Source organism: Kitasatospora sp. NPDC001119, assembly GCF_053598475.1.
The window spans coordinates 16,079-36,344 of record NZ_JBSFKI010000036.1; the positions used below are offsets into that span (position 1 = coordinate 16,079).

Below are 20,266 nucleotides of genomic sequence, written 5' to 3' on the forward strand. Positions count from 1 at the left end.
CCGGCCGTTTCGGGGAGGGCCGGTGCTCAGCCGTACGTGTAGAAGCCCCGGCCGGACTTGCGGCCGTGGTGCCCGTCGCGGACCTTCCGGAGCATCAGCTCGCAGGGGTCGCACTCGGGGTCGCCGGTGCGCTCGTGCAGGACCCGCAGGGAGTCGACGAGGTTGTCGATGCCGATCAGGTCGGCGGTGCGCAGCGGTCCGGTGGTGTGGCCGAGGCAGCCTTCCAGCAGCCCGTCCACCGTCTCGGCGGAGGCGACGCCCTCCTGGACGAGCATCGCCGCCCGGTTGATCAGCGGGTGCAGCAGCCGGTTGACGACGAAGCCCGGTGCGTCGTTGACCACCAGCGCCGTGCGGCCGAGCGCGGTCAGCAGCGAGGTGACGGCGGTCATCGTGGCGTCGCCGGTGGCCCGGCCGCGGATCACCTCGACCATGGTGATCAGGTAGGCGGGGTTCATGAAGTGCACGCCGACGAGTTCGTCGCCGCGCGCCACCCAGCCCGCCATCTCGTCGATGGGGATGCACGAGGTGTTGGAGATCAGCAGGGTGCCGGGGGCGACCAGCCCGGAGACCTCGGTCAGCACCTCGCGCTTGACCTCGGCGACCTCCACGACGGCCTCGACGACGGCGGTCGCGTCCGCGATGTCGGCCGGCGAGGTGGTGGTGGCCAGCGTGCCGTGGGTGCGGCCCGCGGGGAGGGCCTCCAGCAGCTGGGCGTGCTTCAGCTTGCGGCGGATCGCCGTCCGGGCCGTGGCCAGGGTCGGCTCGTCGACGTCGACGAGGGTGACGTCGACGCCGTGGCCGAGGGCGAGGGCGGCGATGTTGGTGCCCATGACGCCGCCGCCGATGACGGCGAGGCGGTGCTGTTCGTGACGGTCAGTCATCGTGTCCCTCCCGGGTGGTGGTGAAGTGCTCGTCGAGCCAGGAGTCGACGGCCCGCGCGGTGGTCCCGGCATGGGTGCCGATCATGGTGAAGTGGTCGCCCGGAACGGTCACCGGGGTGAGGTCGCCGGAGAGGTCCCACGGGAGGCGGACGGCGCCGTCCCCGCCCTCGGGGCCGCCCGGCTCGCCGCCGTGGCGGAGCAGCAGGGTCGGCAGGTCCGCGGTGTACGGGACGTGGCCGCGCCAGTCCTGGACGTAGTAGTGGGCGAGCGCGGTCAGCCAGTCGTCCCCGCCGATGCCGCCCGCGTCGACGCCCCCGGGGTTGCCCAGGAGCACGGCGGCCGGCAGGGTGCCGATGATCTCGTCGGGGGCACCGGCCGACTGCGGGGCGAAGCTGTCCAGCAGCACCAGCGCGGCGGGGCCCCGGCCCAGTTCGGCGAGGCGGGCGGCGAGGGCCTGTGCGACCAGCCCGCCGGAGGAGTAGCCGACGAGGACGAACGGGCCGGCCTCCGGGGCGGTCTCCGGGGCGGCGAGCACCGTCCGGACGCACAGGTCGAGCAGCGCGTCCGGGTCGGCGGCCAGCGGCTCCCCCGCCGTGTAGCCGGGGATCACCGCGGAGAGGACGTGCCGGGGGCGGCGGAGGCCCTGCACCACCCGGACGAACTCCTGGGCGTCGCCCGCGCCGAACGACGGCAGGCAGACGAGCGTCGGCCCGACCGTGTCCGCGGACCGGCGGGTGAGCGGGACCAGGGGCGGGACGCCCGCCAGCTCGTCCGCACCGGCGAAGCGGGGCCGGAACCGGGCCAGCCCGGCGATCATCCGTACGGCGTCGGCCCCCTGGCCGAGGCTGTTCGCCCGCAGGTACAGGGCGGCCAGCGTCTCGGCGGCCGGCGTCCCGGCGGCTCCGGCCCGCTCCGTGCCGTCCGTGGATTCCGGCGCGGCGGCCAGCGCGAAGCGGGGCGCGGCCCGCTGCGGTCCGCCGTCCTGGCGCACCGGTCCGTCGGCGAGCCGCTCCCGCAGGTACGCGGCCGTCAGGGCGGGGGTCGGGTGGTCGAAGACCAGCGGACCGCTCAGCCGCAGACCGGTGGCCCCGGCGAGCCGCTTGCGCAGCTCCAGCGCGCTCAGCGAGGTGAACCCCTGCTCCAGGAACGTGGCGTCCGGGTCGACGGCCGCCGCGTCCGGGTGGCCGAGCGCGGCGGCGGCGTGCTCCCGGACCAGCTCCAGCAGGACCGCCTCCCGCTCCCGCGCCGACCGCGCCCCGCCGAGCCGGGCGGACAGCCGGGCGGCGGCGGACGACCGCAGCGCACCGGCGCCCTCGTCGCCTGTGAACCCGTCCCCTTCCTCGTCCCCCTGCTCCAGGACCCGGAGGGCGTCGGGAAGCGCGGACAGCAGCGGGCTCGGCCGGTGCAGCGTGTACAGCGGCACGAACCGCGCCCAGTCGACGTCGGCGACGACGAGCAGCGTCTCGTCGTCGTCCAGCGCCTGGGCGAGGCCCTCGATGCCGCGCTCGGGAGCCATCGTCCGCAGCCCGTACGCGCTCAGCTGCTCACCCGCCTCCCCCGCGCCCATGCCGCCGCCGCCCCACAGGCCCCAGGCCACCGAGGTGGCCGCCAGCCCGGCCGCGCGCCGCCGCTCGGCCAGGGCGTCCAGCGCCGCGTTGGCGGCGCCGTACCCGGCCAGCAGCCCGCTGCCCCAGGTGGCGGCGCCGGAGGAGAACAGCACGAAGGCGTCCAGCTCCAGTCCGCGCTCGGCCGACAGCTCGTGCAGGTGCAGGGCGCCACCGACCTTCACCTCGGAGACCTCCTGCAGCCCGGCGTCGGTCAGCGCGGCGACCGGCGCCCCGTGGCCGGTGCCCGCCGAGTGCACCACCGCCGACAGCGCGGGGCCGGTGGCGGCGACGCGGTCCAGCAGCGCGCCGACCGCGGGCCGCTCGGCGACGTCACAGGCGACCACCTCGACGGCGCTGCCGAGGGCCGCCAGTCCGGCCGCCAGCTCGGGCACCCCGGGCGCGGCCGGGCCGGAGCGGCCGGCCAGCACCACGCGCGGGGTGCCGCGCTCGGCCAGCAGCCGCGCCGTCCGACCGCCGATCAGGCCCGTACCGCCGGTGACCAGCGCCGTCCCGGCGGTCCGCCACGGCTCGGCGGGTCCAGCTTCCGGGCGCGGGGCGCGCACCAGGCGGCGCGCGAACGCCCCCGTGCCGCGCAACGCGACCTGGTCCTCGCCCTCCGGCCCCGCGGCGAGCAGCCCGGCCAGGCGGTCCCCGACCGAGGCGTCGAACCCGGCCGACGCGTCGGACCCGGCCGGGAGGTCGACCAGGCCGCCCCACTGCTTGGCCTGCTCCAGACCCGCCGTCTGCCCCCACGCCCACACCTGGGCCTGCGCCAGACCGGGCACCTCGCCCGGCAGCGCCGCCACCGCGCCGCGGGTCAGCACCCACAGCGGCACCACCGACCCCGCGTCGAGCAGCGCCTGCAGCAGCGCGCTGGAGGCCGCCAGACCGGCGGGCACCCGGGGCCGACCGGGCAGCGGCGTCTCGTCCAGCGCCAGCAGGGACACCACACCCGCGAACTCGCCGACGCCGCGCAGGACATCACCGAGGGTCCCGCGATCGGCGGCGCCGGTCTCCAGTACCCGGACCTCGACGCCGCCGGCCCGCAGCGCGCCGGCCACCTCGGCGGCCGTCCCGGCCCCGGCCGGGCCGGCGACCACGAGCCACGTGCCGGACGGCACCGAGGCCGCCGGTGCCGCACCCGACGGCCCGTCGAGGGGCTGCCACTCGACGCGGTACCGCCAGCCGGCCACCGCGTCCCGGGCCACCGGCTCCGGGAACACCGGCCAGTAGCGGCGGTACTGGAAGGCGTAGGTCGGCAGGTCGACGGCGCCGCTCCCGGTCCCGGCGGGCAGCAGGGCGGTCCAGTCCACCGGCAGGCCGCGGACGTACGCCTGGGCCAGCGAGAGCAGGAGGCGCCCGGCGCCGCCGTCGTCGCGGCGCAGGGTGTCGGCCACGACCGGGCCGTACGACTCCAGGCTGTCCGCGATGGCCGGGGCCAGCACCGGGTGCGGGGACACCTCGACGAAGGCGCCGTGGCCGGTTCCGGCGAGGGTGTGCACGGCCCGGTCGAACTCGACGGTCTCGCGCAGGCTGGCGTACCAGTAGTCCGGCACCAGTTCCGGCCCGGAGACCGTGGCGCCGGTGCTGGAGGAGACCATCGGAATCCGCCCCTCGCGGGGGGCGATGCCCTGGAGGGCGGCGAGGATCTCCTCGCGCAGCTCGTCCACGTGGGCGCTGTGCGAGGCGTAGTCCACCGGAATCATCCGGGCACGCGGCGAATCCCCGCAGGCGTCGGCCAGTTCGCGCAGCGCGTCCGCGTCACCGGAAACCACCGTCGCCGACGGGCCGTTCACCGCCGCGACGGAAAGGCGGGAACCGTACGGAGCGATCCGCACCCGCACACCCGCCACCGGCTCGGCGATCGACAGCATCCCGCCACGACCGGCAAGGGCCTTCAGGGTCCGGCTGCGCAGAGCGACCACCTTCGCCGCGTCCTCCAGCGAGAGGATCCCGGCCACGGCCGCCGCCGCGATCTCGCCCTGGGAGTGGCCCACCACGGCGTCGGGAACGACACCGGCCGCCTCCCAGACCGCCGCGAGCGAGACCATCACCGCCCACAGCGCCGGCTGCACGACGTCGGCAGCCTCGAAACCGTGCCGACCGGCCAGCACCTCGTCCAACTGCCAGTCCACATACGGCGCGAGAGCCTCGGCACACTCGGCCAGCCGCGCCGCGAACACCGGCGAAACCTCCGCCAGCTCGCGCCCCATCCCGACCCACTGGCTCCCCTGCCCCGGGAAGACGAACACCGTCCGCCCCACCCCGGCCGACGGCACCTCGCCCGTCAGCACCCCGGCCCCGGGCCGGTCCGCGGCCACGGCCTCCAGTTTCGCCGCCAGCTCGGCACGGTCGGTGCCCAGCACCACCGCGCGCCGCTTGAACGCCGTCCGCGTGGTGGCGAGCGACCGGGCCACCTCCGGCAGCGGCAGCTCGGGGCGCGCCAGGAGGTGGTCCCGCAGCCGCCGTGCCTGGTCCGCCAGGGCCTCCTCGGACCGTCCGGAGACGGTGACCGGGAGCACGGCGGGCTCCGCGACCAGCACCGGCGGCGCGGCGGGCGCCGACACCGCGGCCGGCTCCGGCGCGGCCGGCCCTCCGGCGGGCGCCTCCTCCAGGATCACGTGCGCGTTGGTGCCGCTGATCCCGAAGGCCGAGACGCCCGCCCGACGCGGCTGTTCGCCCGCCGGCCACGCCACGCGCTCCTGGAGCAGGCTCACGTGCCCCGCCGACCAGTCGACGTGCGGGGTCGGCTCCGCCGCGTGCAGCGTCGCCGGCAGCTCCTCGTGCCGCAGCGCCAGCACCATCTTGATCACACCGGCGATGCCGGCCGCCTGCTGGGCGTGCCCGATGTTCGACTTCACCGACCCCAGCCAGAGCGGCCGTTCGGCCGGATGCCCCTGCCCGTACGTCGCCAGCAGCGCCTGCGCCTCGATCGGGTCGCCCAGCGTGGTGCCGGTGCCGTGCGCCTCGACGACGTCCACGTCCCCCGTCGCCAGCCGGGCGTTGGCCAGCGCCGCGCGGATCACCCGCTGCTGAGCGGGGCCGTTGGGCGCGGACAGTCCGTTGGAGGCGCCGTCCTGGTTGACGGCGCTCCCCCGGACCACGGCCAGCACCCGGTGCCCGTTGCGCCGGGCGTCCGACAGCCGCTCCAGCACCACCACGCCCGCGCCCTCGGCGAGGCCCATGCCGTCCGCGCCCGCCCCGAAGGCCTTGCAACGGCCGTCCCGGGCAAGGGCGTTCTGCTGCGAGAAGCCCACGAACTCGCCCGGGCTGACGATCACGGTCACCCCGCCGGCCAGCGCCAGCGTGCACTCCCCCGCCCGCAGCGACTGCACGGCGAGGTGCAGCGCGACCAGCGAGGAGGAGCAGGCGGTGTCCACCGACACCGCCGGCCCGGTCAGGCCCAGCGTGTACGACACCCGGCCGGACAGCACGCTCATCGCCGTACCGGTGATCAGGTGCGCCTCCGAGCCCGAGAGGTCGCCGCCGGCGGTCGCGTACCCGGAGGGCGCGGCGCCCGCGAACACGCCGGTGGCCGACTCGCGCAGGCTCGCCGGGTCGATCCCGGCCCGCTCGACCGCCTCCCAGGCCGTCTCCAGCAGCAGCCGCTGCTGCGGGTCCATCGCCAGGGCCTCGCGCGGACTGATCCCGAAGAACCCGCCGTCGAAGTCCGCGGCCCCGGAGACGAACCCGGCCTGGACGGTGCTGCTCGTGCCGTCCGCGCCCGGGGTGGCGTCGAAGAGCGCGCCGAGGTCCCAGCCACGGTCGGTGGGGAACCCGCCGACCGCGTCCCCGCCCGCCACCAGGAGGTCCCACAGGTCCTCGGGGGTGCGCACACCGCCCGGGTAGCGGCAGGCCATCCCGACGATCGCGATCGGCTCCCGCTCCCGCTCGGTCACCTCGCGCAGCCGGGCCCGCGTGGTGCGGAGCTTGGCGGTGGTCTGCTTGAGGAAATCGAGCAGTTTCTCTTCGTTCTGCATGGTGCTGTCGCTCACATTCGACCTCGTTCGGGAGGAGTTGGCGCCGACGGTCCCGGCATGGTCAGTCGAAGTCCGGGTCGTCGAGCTCGTCCTCCAGGAGGGCGAACAGCTCGTCGGCGGTGGCCTCCTGCAGAGCGCGCTCGTCGGCCTCGCCCGTCCCGTCCGCCCCGGTCTCGCGGACGGCGCGGAAGCGCTGGGTCAGCGCCTCCAGGCGGGCGACGATCTCCGCGCGGGTCTCGTCGTCCGACGGGGTGAGCCCGGCGGCCAGCCGCTCGAACTCGTCCAGCACGGCCGTGTGGCCGACCAGTTCCCTCCCGGTCAGCTCGGTGATCAGGAAGTCCGCCACCGCCTCCGGGGTCGGGTGGTCGAAGACCAGCGTGGACGGCACCCGCACCCCGCACGCGCTGTTCAGGCGGTTGCGGAGCTCGACGGCGGTCAGCGAGTCGAAGCCCAGCTCGCGGAAGGCCCGGCTCGCCATGATCTCGTCCGCCGAGTCGTGGCCGAGGACCGCGGCGGCGTGCGTCCGCACCAGCTCCACCACGGTCCGGCGCCGCTCGGCGGCCGACAGGCCCGCCAGGCGGGCGGCGAACTCGTTGCGCTGGTCGTCCTCCGGACGGCCGGAGGAGGTGTCCTCCTGCGCCTCCGGAATGGTGTCCAGCAGCGGGCGCGGGCGGGCGGCCGTGAAGACCGGCGCGAACTTCTCCCACTCGACGTCCGCCAGGGCGATGAACGTCTCGTCGTCGGCCAGGATCTCGCCGAGCGCCGTCAGGGCCCGGTCGGTGTCCAGGAAGTTCATGCCCTGCCGCAGCAGCCGGTGCGGGGTCACCCGGCCGGGCGCCTGGTCCATCGCCGCGTCGACCGCGTTCCAGTCACGGGTGTTCCAGACACCCCAGGCGATCGACGTCCCGGGCAGGCCCCGGCCGCGACGGTCCTCGGCGAGGCCGTCCAGGAAGGAGTTGCCCGCCGCGTAGGCGCCGTGGTCGTTGCTGCCCCAGGTCGCCGAGATCGACGAGAACATCACGAACTCGTCGATGCCCAGGTGCGCCGTCGCCTCGTCCAGGTGGACGGCGCCGGCCGCCTTCGCGCCCAGTGCCGCCGCCAGACCCTCCCGGCTGGTGTCCTCGAGTCGGGCCAGGTACGGCGTGTTCGCCGAGTGCAGGACGGTGGACAGGCCGGGGCCGGAGTCCTCGATCCACGCGACCATGGCCGTGACCTGCGCACGCTCCGTCAGGTCGCACGACACGACCTCGACGGCGGTACCCGCAGCCGCGACAGTGGCGGCCAGCGCCGCCACCCCGGGCGCCGCCGGACCCGAACGGGAGGTCAGAACCACCCTCGGCGTGCCGTGCTCGGCAAGCCACGGGCCGACACAGACACCGATCGAGCCCGTACCGCCGGTCAGCAGGACCGTCCCCTTCGGGCTCCAGGCCCCGGCCTTGGGCCGGTGCTCCTCGGCGCGCACCAGGCGGCGCAGGAACACACCCGACGGACGCAGCGCGACCTGGTCCTCCCGGCCGTGCGCGAGCACGCCGGCCAGCCGGGCCGCCGCCTCGACGTCCACCACCGGCGGCAGGTCGACCAGACCACCCCAGCGGTCCGCGTGCTCCAGGCCCACGGCCCGGCCCAGACCCCAGACCTGGGTCTGGATCGGGCTGGTCGTCACCTCGTCGGCGGCCACCTGCACCGCGCCACGGGTCAGCACCCAGAGAGGAGCGGCGATCCCGGCCCGGCCCAGCCTCTGCACCAGGTCGAGGGTGTCGGCGCTGCCGCGCGGGACCCACCCGAACTCGGCGTCCGGCGTCTCGTCCAGGGCCAGGAGGGACACCACGCCCTGGACATCCGCACCGGCACCGGCGATGGCCGCGTCGAGGCCCGCGAGCGTCGTCCGCACGACCTCGGCGCCACGACCGGCCAGCCCGTCGGCCACCGCACCGGCATCCGGCGCGTCCCCGACCAGCAGCCAGGGCCCGGACAGGACCGCCGAGCCGCTGATGGCGGACGGCTGCCAGGTGATCCGGTAGCGCCAGTCGTCCACCGACAGCTTCGTACGCTCCACCGCCGGGGCCTCGGGCCAGTAGCGGCGCCGCTGGAAGGCGTAGGTCGGCAGTGCGACCGCCGTGCCGGCGCCGAGCACCGCCGCCCAGTCGACGGGGGCGCCCTGGACGTACGCCTCGGCGAGCGAGGTCAGCAGGCGCTCGGCGCCGCCCTCGTCGCGTCGCAGGGTGCCTGCGACCACCGGGGAGCGGTCCTCCAGGCTGTCACCGATCGCCGGGGTCAGCACCGGGTGCGGCGAGACCTCCAGGAACACGCCGTGGCCCGCGTCACCGAGGATCCGTACGGCGCGGTCGAACTCCACCGTCTCGCGGAGCGACGCGTACCAGTAGGCGGGGTCCAGCTCGGGGCCGGACAGCCACGCGCCGGTCAGCGCCGACACCATCGGGATACGAGCCTCGGTCGGCACGATGCCCTGGAGAACCGAGAGGATCTCCTCGCGCAGCTCGTCCACGTGCGCGCTGTGCGAGGCGTAGTCCACCGGGATCATCCGGGCGCGCGGCGAATCCCCGCACGCCTCGGCGAGTTCGCGCAGCGCGTCGGCGTCACCGGAGACGACCGTCGCCGACGGGCCGTTCACCGCCGCGATGGAAAGGCGGGTGCCGTACGGGGCGATCCGCACCCGGACGCCCTCCACCGGCTCGGCGATCGACAGCATCCCACCACGACCAGCAAGGGCCTTCAGGGTCTTGCTCCGCAGAGCGACGACCTTCGCGGCATCGCCGAGGGAGAGAATCCCCGCGACGGCGGCCGCCGCGATCTCGCCCTGCGAGTGACCGACCACCGCGTCCGGAGCGACGCCCGCCGCCTCCCAGACGGCGGCGAGCGAGACCATCACGGCCCACAGCGCCGGCTGCACCACATCGGCGGCCTCGAAACCGTGAAGGCCCGCCAGAACGTCGTCCAACTGCCAGTCCACGTACGGAGCGAGAGCCTCGGCACACTCCGCCAGCTTGGCCGCGAACACCGGGGACGACTCGGCCAGCTCACGCCCCATGCCGACCCACTGGCTCCCCTGGCCGGGGAAGACGAACACCGTCCGCCCCACCCCGCCAGGAGCCACCGACCCGGTCACCACACCGGACGCCGGCTGCTTCGTCGCCACCGCCGCCAGACGCTCAGCGAGCTCGCCCCGCTCGCCGCCGAGCACGACGGCCCGGTGCTCCAGCGCCGCACGCGTCGTCGCCAGCGACCACGCGACGTCGCCGACCGGCAACTCCGGCCGCGCCAGCACGTGTTCACGCAGTCGACCCGCCTGACCCGCAAGCGCCGCAGCGCTCTGGCCGGAGACCGGCCAGGCCGACGTCCCACCCGCGAGCACCGGAAGCACCTCGGCTTCCAGCTCCTCGGCTTCGGCGTCGGGCGCCTCCTCCAGGATGAGGTGGACGTTGGTGCCGCTCACACCGAAGGCCGACACACCCGCCCGGCGCGGCCGCTCGCCCGCCGGCCACTCCACCTGCTCCTGGAGCAGCCGGACGTTGCCCGTCTCCCAGTCCACGTGGGTCGACGGCTGGTCCGCGTGCAGGGTCTTCGGCAGCATGCCGTTTCGCAGCGCCATCACCATCTTGATCACGCCGGTGACGCCGGCGGCGCACTGGGTGTGGCCGATGTTGGACTTCACCGATCCCAGCCACAACGGCCGGTCCTCGTAACGCTCCTGGCCGTACGTCGCCAGCAGCGCGCCCGCCTCGATCGGGTCGCCGAGCGAGGTGCCGGTGCCGTGGGCCTCGACCGCGTCGACGTCGGAGGGCGACAGCTGGGCGTTGGCCAGCGCCGCGCGGATCACCCGCCGCTGCGAGGGGCCGTTGGGCGCCGCCAGGCCGTTGGACGCACCGTCCTGGTTGGCCGCGCTCCCGCGGATCACCGCCAGCACCTGGTGGCCGTTGCGCCGGGCGTCCGAGAGACGCTCCAGCAGCACCATGCCCGCGCCCTCGCCCCAGCCGATGCCGTCGGCCTCGTCCGAGAACGCCTTCGACCGGCCGCTGGAGGCCATGCCGCCCTGGCTGCCGAACTCCATGAACGCGCCGGGCGAGACCATCACCGCGACACCGCCGGCCAGCGCCATCGAGCACTCGCCCGAGCGCAGGGCGAGCATCGCCTGGTGCATCGCCACCAGGGAGGACGAGCAGGCCGTGTCCACCGTGATGGCGGGGCCGGTCAGGCCCAGGCAGTACGAGATCCGGCCCGAGGCGACGGCGGACACCGTGCCGATCAGCCGGTAGCCGTCCAGGCTCCGGTCGTCGGCCGGCAGGCTCGCGTCGTAGCCGGCGTGGCTCGCACCGACGAAGACGCCGGTCGCCGAGCCGTGCAGCGACTTCGGGTCGATCCCCGCGCGCTCGATCGCCTCCCAGGACGTCTCCAGCAGCAGCCGCTGCTGCGGGTCCATCGCCAACGCCTCACGCGGACTGATCCCGAAGAACCCCGCGTCGAAGTCGGCCACGTCGTAGATGAATCCGCCCTGTCGGCGGTACGCCTGCCGCTGGCCGAAGCCCTCCTCGACGGCTTCCCAGCCGCGGTCGGTCGGGAATTCGCTGATCGTGTCGGTCCCCGCGACGAGCAGGTCCCAGAACTGGTCGGGCCCCGTCACACCGCCCGGGTACCGGCACCCCATGCCGACGATCGCGATCGGCTCGCCGATCGCCGCGGCCACGACCTGGACCGCGCCGTCGGCCTGGGCCGTCTGGCCGCCGGTGCCGACGAGTTCGCCCCGCAGGTAGTCCGCGAGGGCGGTGGCGTTCGGGTGGTCGAAGACCATCGTGGAGGCCAGCTTGACACCGACCTCCTTGGAGAGGCGGTTCCGCAGCTCGACGGCTCCGACGGAGTCGAAACCCAGCTCCTTGAAGGCGCGTTGCGGCAGTACGTCGTCCGCCGACTCGTGGCCGAGGACCGCGGCCGCGTGGCCCCGGACCAGGTCGGTCAGGACCTGGCGCTGCTCAGCGGCCGGCATCCCGGCCAACCGGCCCGCCCACGCGCCGACTTCCTCGGTGGTGGACTCGACGGCGGCCTCGGCGGCCAGGACCGCACGGACCTCGGGGAGGTCCGCCAGCAGCCGGCTCGGCCGGTGCAGGGTGTAGGTCGGCACGAACTGCGGCCAGTCGAAGCCGGCCACCACCATCGCGCCCTCACCGGCGTCCAGGACCTGGCCCAGCGCCAGCATGCCCCGACGCCCGTCGATGCCCTCCATGCCGAACTCGCGCAACCGCTCGCCACCCGAACCGGCCGCCATGCCGACGCCGGCCCACAGGCCCCACGCGACCGACGAGGCCACCAGACCACGGGAACGGCGCTCCTCCACCAACGCGTCCAGGTGCGCGTTCGCCGCCGCATAGCCGCCCAGGCCACCGCTTCCCCACACACCCGCGCCCGACGAGAACAGCACGAACGCGTCGAGGTCGCGGCCGGCCGTCAACTCGTCCAGCACCATGGCACCGCCGACCTTCGCCGACAGCAGCCGCGACAGCTCGGCCACCGACAGCTGCTCCACCGGTGTCCGCCCGCCCGTTCCGGCCGAGTGGACCACCGACGACAGCGCCGGACCCGTCGCGTCGATACGGTCCAGGATCTCCGCCACGGAGGCGCGGTCGGCGATGTCACACGTCACCACGTCAACTGCCGCACCGCGAGCTGCGATCGAGGCCGCCAACTCCGCCACACCGGCGGCACCCGGACCCGAACGGGACGTCAGCACGACCCGCGCCGCGCCACGATCCGCCACCCACTGGGCGGTGATCGCACCCACGCCGCTCGTGCCACCCGTCACCAGCACCGAACCACGCGGCGACCACGCCTCGCGGACGGCCGGACGGCCTGCGCGCACCAACCGCCGCGCCACCACACCGCCCGCACGCACCGCGACCTGGTCCTCATCCCCGACCAGGACCGACGCCAGCCGCGCACCGACGCGGGCATCCACGGCAGCCGGAAGGTCGATCAACCCGCCCCAGCGGCCCGCCAACTCCAGCGCCGCGACGGCACCCAGACCCCACAGCTGCGCCTGCACCGGCCGCACCGCATCACCCGCGACGGCCCGCACCGCACCCTGCGTGACCACCCACAGCGGGGCAGACACACCGAGCCGGCCAAGCTCCTGGATCAGCGCGAGTGTGTCAGCGCCACCACGCGACACCCACGGACCCGCCTCCTCCGGCGACTCGTCCAGCGCCAGCAGCGACACCACACCCCGCAGGTCGGAGCACGCGGCCACCGCAGCGGCGACGCCGTCCGGAGCCGAGCGGACCACGGTTGCCCCGTGGTGCTCCAGCGACTCCGCGACGGCAGCGGCATCCGGGGACTCCCCCACCAGCAGCCACGTCCCGGCCAGGACCCCGTTGGACTCGCTCACCGGCGCCCACGACACCCGGTACCGCCAATCGGCAACCGCCGAGCCGGCCCGCTCACGGCGCCGCCAGTCGGTCAGCGCACCCAGCGCGGCATCCGCCGGGTCCACCCCGAGCAGATCGGCGAGCGCGGTGACATCACCACTCTCCACGGCGGTCCAGAAACCCGCCTCCGCACCGGTGGCCTCGCCCGCTTCGGAACGGCGGCCGTCCAAGGCGGGCCAGTAGTGGCGGTGCTGGAACGCGTAAGTCGGCAGCGCGACGGTCGTACCGCCGGCCGTCACCGCCGCCCAGTCGACGGGGGCGCCCTGGACATAGGCCTCGGCGAGCGAGGTCAACAGGCGCTGCGCGCCGCCCTCGTCGCGTCGCAGCGTGCCGACCACGACCGGGGACAGCGCCTCCAGGGCGTCGCCGATCGCCGGGGTCAGCACCGGGTGCGGCGACACCTCCAGGAACACACCGTGACCCGCGTCGCCGAGGATCCGCACGGCGCGGTCGAACTCCACCGTCTCGCGCAGGGACGCGTACCAGTAGGCGGGGTCCAGCTCGGGGCCGGACAGCCACGCGCCGGTCAGCGCCGACACCATGGGGATACGAGCCTCGGTCGGAGCGATGCCCTGGAGAACCGAGAGGATCTCCTCCCGTAGCTCGTCCACATGGGCGCTGTGCGAGGCGTAGTCCACCGGAATCATCCGGGCACGCGGCGACTCCCCACAGGAGTCCGCCAGTTCACGCAGAGCATCCGCGTCACCGGAGACGACCGTCGCCGACGGACCATTCACCGCCGCCACCGACAGGCGAGAGCCGTACGAAGCGATCCGCGCCCGGACACCCGCCACCGGCTCGGCGATCGACAGCATCCCACCGCGACCGGCCAGCGCCTTCAGGGTCTTGCTCCGCAGAGCGACGACCTTCGCCGCGTCCTCCAGCGACAGGATCCCGGCCACCGCAGCGGCAGCGATCTCACCCTGCGAGTGACCCACCACCGCATCGGGAGCGACACCCGCCGCCTCCCAGACCGCGGCGAGCGAGACCATCACCGCCCACAGCGCCGGCTGCACCACGTCGGCGCCCTCGAAGCCGTGCCGGCCCGCCAGAACGTCATCCAACTGCCAGTCCACGTACGGCGCGAGAGCCGCAGCACACTCGGCCAGCCGCGCCGCAAACACCGGCGAAGACTCCGCCAGCTCACGCCCCATCCCGACCCACTGACTGCCCTGGCCGGGGAAGACGAACACCGTCCGCCCCACGCCCGAGGCCGCCACCGACCCGGTCACCACACCCGCCGCCGGCTGCCCCGTGGCCACCGCCGCGAGTCCCGCCGCCAGCTCGCCCCGCTCGCCGCCCAGCACGACCGCACGCTGCTCGAACACCGATCGCGTCGTGGCCAGCGACCACGCGACGTCGCCCACCGGCAGCTCCGGCCGCGCCAGCACGTACTCGCGCAGCCGACCCGCCTGGCCCGCCAGCGCGGTCGCGCCACGACCGGAGACCGGCCAGGCCACGCCTGCCGCCCCGGTGAGTACCGGGTTCTCCTGGCCCGCCGGCTCAGCCGCCGCCTCGACGGCCGCCGGGGCCTCCTCCACGATCAGGTGGACGTTGGTGCCGCTGATGCCGAAGGCGGACACACCCGCCCGGCGCGGCCGCTCGCCCGCCGGCCACTGCACCGCGTCCTGGAGTAGACGGACGTTGCCCGTCTCCCAATCGACGTGCGAGGAGGGCTCATCCGCGTGCAGGGTCTTCGGCAGCACCCCGGCCCGCAGTGCCAGCACCATCTTGATCACACCGGCCACACCGGCAGCCTGCTGCGCGTGCCCGATGTTGGACTTCACCGACCCCAGCCACAACGGCCGGTCCTCGAACCGCTCCTGGCCGTACGTCGCCAGCAGCGCACCGGCCTCGATCGGGTCACCCAGCTCCGTGCCCGTCCCGTGCGCCTCGACCACGTCGACATCCGCGGCCGACAGCTGCGCACTCGCCAACGCCGCCCGGATGACCCGCCGTTGGGCCGGGCCGTTGGGGGCGGACAGGCCGTTGGAGGCGCCGTCCTGGTTGACGGCGCTCCCCCGGAGCACGCCGAGCACCTGGTGCCCGTTGCGGCGGGCGTCCGAGAGTCGCTCCAGCACGAGCATGCCCGCGCCCTCGCCGATGCCCATGCCGTCGGCGCCCTCGCCGAAGGCCTTGCAGCGGCCGTCGGAGGCGAGCGCCCGCAGGCGCGAGAAGCCGACGAACTCGGCCGGGTCGGCGATCACCGTCACGCCGCCCGCCAGCGCCATCGAGCACTCGCCCGACCGCAGGGCCTGGCCCGCCTGGTGCAGCGCGACCAGGGACGACGAGCATGCCGTGTCGACGGTCACCGCGGGCCCGTTCAGGCCCAGCGTGTACGACACCCGGCCGGAGAGCACGCTCAGCGCGTTTCCGGTGATCAGGTGCGCCTCGGCGCCCGGGACGGTGGCGCCCGTCGCGATGTAGCCCGACGACGCCGCGCCGATGAACACGCCGGTCGCGGAGCCGTGCAGCGACTTCGGGTCGATGCCGGCCCGCTCGACGGCCTCCCAGGAGGTCTCCAGCAGGAGGCGCTGCTGCGGGTCCATGGCCATCGCCTCGCGCGGGCTGATCCCGAAGAACCCGGCGTCGAACTCCGCTGCCCCGCTGAGGAATCCGCCCTCCACGACGTAGGTCGAGCCCTCGGCGTCGGGGTCGGGGTCGAACAGCGCCTCGATGTCCCAGCCGCGGTCCGCCGGGAACGCGCCGATCGCGTCCCCGCCCGCGACCAGGAGGTCCCACAGCTCCTCCGGCGTCCGGACGCCGCCCGGGTAACGGCAGGCCATGCCGACGATCGCGATCGGATCGGTCGACACCGCCACCGCCGTCACGGCCTGGCCCTCGTCCGCGTCCGTGCCGAACAGCGCGGCCAGGATCTCGTCCGCCAGCGCCGAGGCACTCGGGTGGTCGAAGATCACCGTGGACGGCAGCCGCAGGCCGCACGCGGTGTTCAGGCGGTTGCGGAGCTCGACGGCGGTCAGCGAGTCGAAGCCCAGCTCCCGGAACGCCCGGCTGGCCACGATCTCGTCCACCGACTCGTGGCCCAGCACCGCGGCCGCGTGCGTCCGCACCAGTTCGGTGACCGTCCGGCGCCGCTCGGCCGCCGACAGGCCGGCCAGCTGGAGCTCGAAGTCACCGCGCCCGTCCTCGTCACGACGGACCGTCGTGTCCTCCTGGGCCTCCGGAATGGTGTCCAGCAGCGGGCGAGGCCGCGCGGCCGTGAAGACCGGTGCGAACTTCTCCCACTCGACGTCCGCGAGGGCGATGAACGTCTCGTCGTCGGCCAGGATCTCGCCGAGCGCGGTCAGCGCCCGCTGGGTGTCGAGGAAGTTCATGCCCTGCCGCAGCAGCCGGTGCGGGGTGACGCGACCGGGCGCCTGGTCCATCGCCGCGTCGACGGCGTCCCAGTCACGGGTGTTCCACACGCCCCACGCGATCGAGGTGCCCGGCAGGCCGCGGGCCCGACGGTCCTCCGCCAGGCCGTCCAGGAAGGAGTTGCCGGCGGCGTAGGCGGCGTGGTCGTTGCTGCCCCAGGTCGCCGAGATCGACGAGAAGAGGACGAACTCGTCGATGCCCAGGTCGGCCGTCGCCTCGTCCAGGTGGACGGCGCCGGCCGCCTTCGCGCCGACCGCGACGGCCAGCTCCTCCCGGCTGGTGTCCTCCACCCGGGCCAGGATCGGCGCGTTGGCGGAGTGCAGGACGGTGGAGAGGCCGGGGCCGGTGTTCTCGATCCACGCCACCATCGCCGTGACCTGCGCACGCTCCGTCAGGTCGCAGCTGACGACCTCGACGGCCGAACCGCCGTGCGCCACGGCGGCGGCCAGCGCCGCCACACCGTGCGCCGACGGGCCGGACCGGGAGGTCAGAACCACCCTCGGCGCGCGGTGCTCAGCAAGCCAGGGGCCGATGCAGACGCCGATCGAGCCGGTGCCACCGGTCAGCAGGACGGTGCCGCGCGGCGACCAGTCCTCCGACTCGACGCGACGGGCCTCCGCCCGCACCAGACGGCGCAGGAACACACCCGACGGCCGCACCGCGACCTGGTCCTCACTGCCGTCCGTGAGGACGCCGACCAGACGAGCCGCGGCCTCGGCGTCCACCACCGGCGGCAGGTCGAGCAGGCCGCCCCAGCGGTCCGCGTGCTCCAGGCCGACCGTACGGCCGAGACCCCAGACCTGCGTCTGCACCGGGCTGGTCGTCACCTCGTCGGCGGCGACCTGCACCGCGCCACGGGTCAGCACCCAGAGCGGAGCGGTGGTCCCGGCCCGGCCCAACCTCTGGACCAGGTCGAGGGTGTCCGCGCTGCCCCGGGACAGCCACGCGAACTCGGCGTCCGGCGACTCGTCGAGCGCCAGGAGCGACACCACACCGCGCACGTCCCCGCCCGCTCCTGCGATGGCCTCGTCGAGGCCCGCGAGCGTCGTCCGCACCGCCTCGGCGCCACGCGCCGTCAGCGTCTCGGCGATCGTGGCCGCGTCGGGGGCGTCGCCGACGACCAGCCAGGTGCCGGACAGGTCCGCCGGGCCGCTCGCGGCAGAGGGCTGCCAGGTGATGCGGTAGCGCCAGTCGTCCACCGACAGCTTCGCGCGCTCCACCGCCGGGGCCTCGGGCCAGTAGCGCCGCCGCTGGAAGGCGTAGGTCGGCAGCGCGACGGCCGTCCCGTCGCCGAGCACCGACGCCCAGTCGACGGGGGCGCCCTGGACGTACGCCTCGGCGAGCGAGGTCAGCAGGCGCTGAGAACCGCCCTCGTCGCGGCGCAGGGTGCCCACGACCACCGGAGAGCGGTCCTCCAGGCTGTCGCCGATCGCCGGGGTCAGCACCGGGTGCGGGGAGACCTCCAGGAACACGCCGTGGCCCGCGTCGCCGAGGATGCGCACGGCGCGGTCGAACTCGACGGTCTCCCGGAGGGACGCGTACCAGTAGGCCGGGTCCAGCTCGGGGCCCGCGAGCCATGCACCGGTCAGCGCGGAGATCATCGGGACCTGCGCCTCACGAGGCCGGATCCCGTCGAGGACGGTCAGGATCTCCTCGCGCAGCTCGTCCACGTGGGCGCTGTGGGACGCGTAGTCCACCGGGATCATCCGGGCACGCGGCGAATCCCCGCACGCCTCGGCGAGTTCACGCAGCGCGTCGGCGTCACCGGAGACGACCGTCGCCGACGGACCGTTCACGGCCGCGACGGAAAGGCGGGTGCCGTACGACGCGATCCGCGCGCGGACACCGTCCACCGGCTCGGCGATCGACAGCATCCCGCCACGACCGGCCAGCACCTTCAGGGTCTTGCTCCGCAGAGCCACCACCTTGGCGGCGTCATCGAGGGAGAGAATCCCCGCGACGGCGGCAGCGGCGATCTCGCCCTGCGAGTGGCCCAGCACCGCGTCCGGAGCGACGCCCGCCGCCTGCCACACGGCCGCGAGCGAGACCATCACGGCCCACAGCGCCGGCTGCACCACATCAGCGGCTTCGAAACCGTGCCGGCCCGCCAGGACATCGTCCAACTGCCAGTCCACGTACGGCGCGAGAGCCTCGGCACACTCCGCCAGCCGGGCCGCGAACACCGGCGAGGCCTCCGCCAGCTCACGCCCCATGCCGACCCACTGGCTGCCCTGACCGGGGAAGACGAACACCGTCCGCCCCACCCCGGCGGCAGCCACCGACCCCGTGACCACACCCGCCGCCGGCTGCCCGGTGGCGACAGCCGTCAGCCCCGCCGCCAGCTCATCCCGGTCCGCGCCGAGCACGACCGCCCGGTGCTCCAGTGCCGCACGCGTCGTCGCGAGCGACCACGCCACATCGCGGACCGACAACTCCGGCCGCTCCGCGACGTGTTCACGCAGCCGACCCGCCTGACCGGCCAGCGCCGCCACGCTGCGACCGGAGACCGGCCAGGCTACACCCGCCGCCCCGGTGAGCACCGGGCTCTCCTGGCCCGCCGGCTCAGCCGCCGCCTCGGTGGCCGCCGGGGCCTCCTCCACGATCAGGTGGACGTTCGTCCCGCTCACGCCGAACGCGGACACACCCGCCCGACGCGGCCGCTCGCCCGCCGGCCATGCCACCGGTTCCTGGAGCAGCCGCACGTTCCCGGACGTCCAGTCCACGTGCGAGGACGGCTCCTCGGCGAACAGCGTCTTCGGCAGCACCTCGTGCCGCAGCGCCATCACCATCTTGATCACACCCGCCACACCGGCCGCGCACTGCGAGTGCCCGATGTTGGACTTCACCGAGCCCAGCCACAACGGCCGGTCCTCGAACCGCTCCTGACCGTACGTCGCCAGCAGCGCGCCGGCCTCGATCGGGTCACCGAGCGTCGTACCCGTGCCGTGGGCCTCCACCGCGTCCACGTCGGAGGGCGACAGCTGGGCGTTGGCCAACGCCGCGCGGATCACCCGCCGCTGCGAGGGGCCGTTCGGCGCGGACAGGCCGTTCGACGCGCCGTCCTGGTTGGCCGCGCTGCCACGGATCACGGCCAGCACCTGGTGCCCGTTGCGCCGGGCGTCCGACAGGCGCTCCAACAGCACCATGCCCGCACCCTCGCCCCAGCCGATCCCGTCGGCCTCCTCCGAGAACGCCTTCGACCGACCGCTCGACGCCATACCGCCCTGACGCCCGAACTCCATGAACGCACCCGGCGACACCATCACCGCGACACCGCCGGCCAGCGCCATCGAGCACTCGCCCGACCGCAGCGCCAGGATCGCCTGGTGCATCGCCACCAGCGAGGACGAGCACGCCGTGTCCACCGTCACCGCCGGACCGGTCAGACCCAGGCAGTACGAGATCCGGCCCGACGCCACGGACGACACCGTACCGATCAGCCGGTAGCCGTCCAGGCTGGCGTCCTCGACGGGCAGGCTGGCCTCGTAACCGGCGTGGCTCGCACCGACGAAGACGCCGGTCGCCGAGCCGTGCAGCGACCGCGGGTCGATCCCCGCGCGCTCGATCGCCTCCCACGAGGTCTCCAGCAGCAGCCGCTGCTGCGGGTCCATCGCCAGCGCCTCACGCGGACTGATCCCGAAGAACCCCGCGTCGAACTCGGCCACGTCGTAGACGAATCCGCCCTGCCGGCGGTATCCGCCCTGGTTGTCGAACGCCTCCCAGCCGCGGTCGGACGGGAACCCGCCCACCGCGTCGACGCCGTCGGCCACCAGGTTCCAGAACTCCTCGGGACCGACCGCCCCGCCCGGGTACCGGCACCCCATGCCCACGATCGCGATCGGCTCGCGGGCGCCGGACTCCAGCTCCTTGACCCGCTCACGGGTTTCGAAGTGCTCGGCGGCCAGCTTCCTCAAAGCGTCGAGCAGCTGCTTCTCATCGGCCATCGTGGGTCCTCCTCGACGTCGTCTTGATCTGAGCACCGGAGATCA

General features: G+C 74.7%; 3 protein-coding genes. All 3 read right to left on the reverse strand.

Translation table 11 applies throughout. The annotated features are described in order from the left end of the window. Positions 1-26 precede the first annotated feature (26 nt). The 3 genes from ACWDD9_RS34025 to ACWDD9_RS34035 all read right to left on the reverse strand — a co-directional run bounded on the left by ACWDD9_RS34025 (position 27) and on the right by ACWDD9_RS34035 (position 20,257). Entirely contained in the window at positions 27-881 is an 855-nt protein-coding gene (locus ACWDD9_RS34025; protein ID WP_449813745.1) for a 3-hydroxyacyl-CoA dehydrogenase family protein, read from the reverse strand. Further along, complete coding sequence (locus ACWDD9_RS34030; RefSeq protein ID WP_449813752.1) at positions 874-6,468, reverse strand: SDR family NAD(P)-dependent oxidoreductase; 5,595 nt, start codon at positions 6,466-6,468, stop codon at positions 874-876. The genes ACWDD9_RS34025 and ACWDD9_RS34030 overlap by 8 nt, the downstream gene beginning before the upstream one ends. A 61-nt stretch (positions 6,469-6,529) precedes the next feature. After that, positions 6,530-20,257, reverse strand: coding sequence for a type I polyketide synthase (locus tag ACWDD9_RS34035; RefSeq protein WP_449813746.1), 13,728 nt, complete (start codon positions 20,255-20,257; stop codon positions 6,530-6,532). Between the last annotated feature and the right edge of the window lie 9 nt (positions 20,258-20,266).

Bases quoted from the DNA above. Each gene is read 5' to 3' on its own strand.
- ACWDD9_RS34030 (WP_449813752.1), bottom strand. From the start codon at position 6,468: ATGCAGAACGAAGAGAAACTGCTCGATTTCCTCAAGCAGACCACCGCC.
- ACWDD9_RS34025 (WP_449813745.1), bottom strand. From the start codon at position 881: ATGACTGACCGTCACGAACAGCACCGCCTCGCCGTCATCGGCGGCGGC.